Source organism: Brumimicrobium salinarum (assembly GCF_002844555.1).
GTDB lineage: Bacteria > Bacteroidota > Bacteroidia > Flavobacteriales_D > Crocinitomicaceae > Brumimicrobium > Brumimicrobium salinarum.
Map to the genome: position 1 here is coordinate 1 of NZ_PJNI01000063.1, position 310 is coordinate 310.

The following is a 310-nucleotide window of genomic DNA, read 5'->3' on the forward strand; positions in this document are numbered from 1 at the left end:
AATTTAGTTGCTTAGTTTTGATGGTTTTTTACTTTCGTTTAACCCTTTAACCGCCTGCTCTAATGTAAGTTTCAAGAGTGATGCGTCTCCAGCTTCACTGTGACTTGGAACAACCAGTTTTGCCTTACCATATTTGGATATTAATAATTTAGCGGACTTTGGCCAAGCTTCTAAATTTGCGTCACCCAAATTACCTAGACCGTACGGTTTAATAAAACAACCACCGAATAATATTTTCCTTTCAGGCAGCCAAACTACTAGGTTATCTGGAGTGTGTCCTGGGCCTGTATAAAAAACTTCAATTTTATTT

At 37.4% G+C, this 310-nt stretch carries 1 protein-coding gene; it reads right to left on the reverse strand.

Annotation, left to right across the window (positions count from 1 at the left end; all coding sequences use genetic code 11):
- Positions 1–3: 3 nt before the first annotated feature.
- On the reverse strand, positions 4–310 hold a 307-nt coding region (locus CW751_RS15145; protein ID WP_394335969.1), incomplete at its 5' end, for an MBL fold metallo-hydrolase.